Origin of the sequence: Amycolatopsis sp. NPDC049253 (genome assembly GCF_040678995.1) — a bacterium.
Classification (GTDB): Bacteria; Actinomycetota; Actinomycetes; order Mycobacteriales; family Pseudonocardiaceae; genus Amycolatopsis.
This window is the reverse complement of sequence record NZ_JBFAQX010000077.1, coordinates 1-1,945: the sequence shown is the minus strand read 5'-3', so window position 1 is coordinate 1,945 and position 1,945 is coordinate 1. Positions and strand designations below refer to the sequence as shown.

Annotated in this window: 1 protein-coding gene; it reads right to left on the bottom strand. The window is 72.2% G+C overall.

The window, feature by feature from the left end:
• The coding region (locus AB0K15_RS47990) for a hypothetical protein (RefSeq protein ID WP_364067922.1) at nt 1-1,801 on the bottom strand (1,801 nt) is incomplete at its 3' end.
• Nucleotides 1,802-1,945: the final 144 nt, after the last annotated feature.

Genomic DNA, 1,945 nt, shown 5'->3' with positions numbered 1-1,945 from the left:
CACGGCCGGCGACCTCCCGGCGCGCAGCGTCGAACGCCAGCTCGGCGGCCCGGACATCCCCCACCGCCCAGGCCCGCTCGGCCTCCAACCACCGCAACAGATGCAGGAAGTTGTCCGGCGCATCGGCTACACGGCCGACCAGCCACCGCACCACCTCATGCAGCTCGGCCAGGAGATCGCCGCGCTCCGCACTGTCCGCGGAGCGGGCCTGCTCGGCAAGGGCCAGCCCGCGCAGCACGCGGGCCACGGCGGTCGCGTATTGGCCCTGGGCGGCCGGGAGCAGCGGCATGGCCGCCACGGTGTGTCGCGTCAGGTCGGCCGCGTCGCCGAAGATGGCGGCGGCGATCGCCCGGTTGAGATGCGCGATGAGAAGTGCGAGCGGGTTGTCGGCGTACCGGTCGGCGGGAACCGCCTTACCAGCCGCGGCGGAGCTTTCGCCGCGTAGCACGCGGGCCAGCCACCGGTGCTCGTCGAGCATCTGGCCGGTCTGTTCGTTGCCCGTTCGGCGCAGGAAGGCCAGCCCTGCCTCCACCTGGTCGACAAGCTGGTCGAGAGATGGCGCGCAGTCCAGCAGCAAGTACACGATCAAGTGGTAACTGTAGCCGGGGTATGCCAGGTCCCCACCCGCGATCAGCCCCGCGCGGGCACGCAGAGTGGCGTGGACACCGTGCTCGATGGGCTCGAACCAGCAACTGAGGATGGCGAAGAAAAGGCGCGCGTGTGAGGTCTCGGGCTCGTAGCCGCGGGCTTCGCCCAGCGCCAGGAGCCGTCGCAACGCCCGGTACCCCGCCCTGTCGCCGCGCTGTGCCACGGCCTGGTAGGCGGCGAAGTTCACGGGGCCGACCAAGGCTTGTCCCGGGCCGTGCTCGAGCCAGATCCGGAGCGCTTCCAGGCCCAGCCACGCCTGTGTGGCGTGGTCGGCGAGGAAGTAGCCGGCCGGCAGGATCGCGTTGATCAGGCGGGTCGCGGCGAGCAGCGTGGGGTCGGTGATCTCCGGCCGAACCAGATCCTCGGCGGTGTCGGTGTCCAGCCACCGGTACAGGTACTCGTACTGGTGGTCGAGATCGGCGGCGAGCCGGTCGGCGGGCGGCATGACGATGCCGCACTCGTACAGCGACTTCAGGCCCAGATCGATCGCCTCGGTGAAGCGTTTGCGGTGGGTCAGGCTGCGCACCTGCACCGCGGTCGCGTCGGCACGTCGGATCGCGTCGGGACACAGCCGCTCGATCGTGTGGTACTCCGCGTCCGCCTCGTCCAGTCGCCCGAGGCTGTAGAGGGCGGCCTGGCGGCCGGTGTGCACCTCGATCAGTGTGGCGGTCTCCCCCGGGCCGATCAGCCGTAGCGCGGCGACCAGCAGCGCGTTCACCAGCGTGTACTCGCCGATCAACACCGCTTGGTCGGCGGCGCGGCGCAGCAGCCCCACCACCAGCCGGCGCTCCGCCGCATCGACGACGGCGTCGATCACCGGCAGGTACTGCTCGGCCGCCACCGCGAACAACTCCGGTACCCCGGCCAGCCGCCGCGCGATCGCCAGCTGCAGGGTGCGTCGCCGACCCGGCGCCAGCCCACTCAGGACGACCTCGCGAGTCCGATCGTGGCGGAACCGCACCGACTCACGCGGCCCCGGCTCGACCACCAGGACGCCCTCGTCCAACGCGGGCGCCAGCTGCTTCTCCGCCACGCTCGCCGATACGGCGGCGGCGGTGTACAGCAGGCTTGCCTCGACCCGCCCGCCCAAGCACGCCATCGCCTCGATCAGCGCCCGCGAGGTCGCCGGCATCGCCGCGACCCGCGCCGCCAACAGCTCGCCCACCTCGGACTCGCCCAGCCGAGCCCGCGCCGCCGCGTCGTCCCACCGCCACCCGGCGGCGGTCGGGGCAAGCACGCCCTCCCGCTGCAGCGCGTTGAGCAGCTCCACCGTCTCGTACGGGTTGCCGGACGTGCG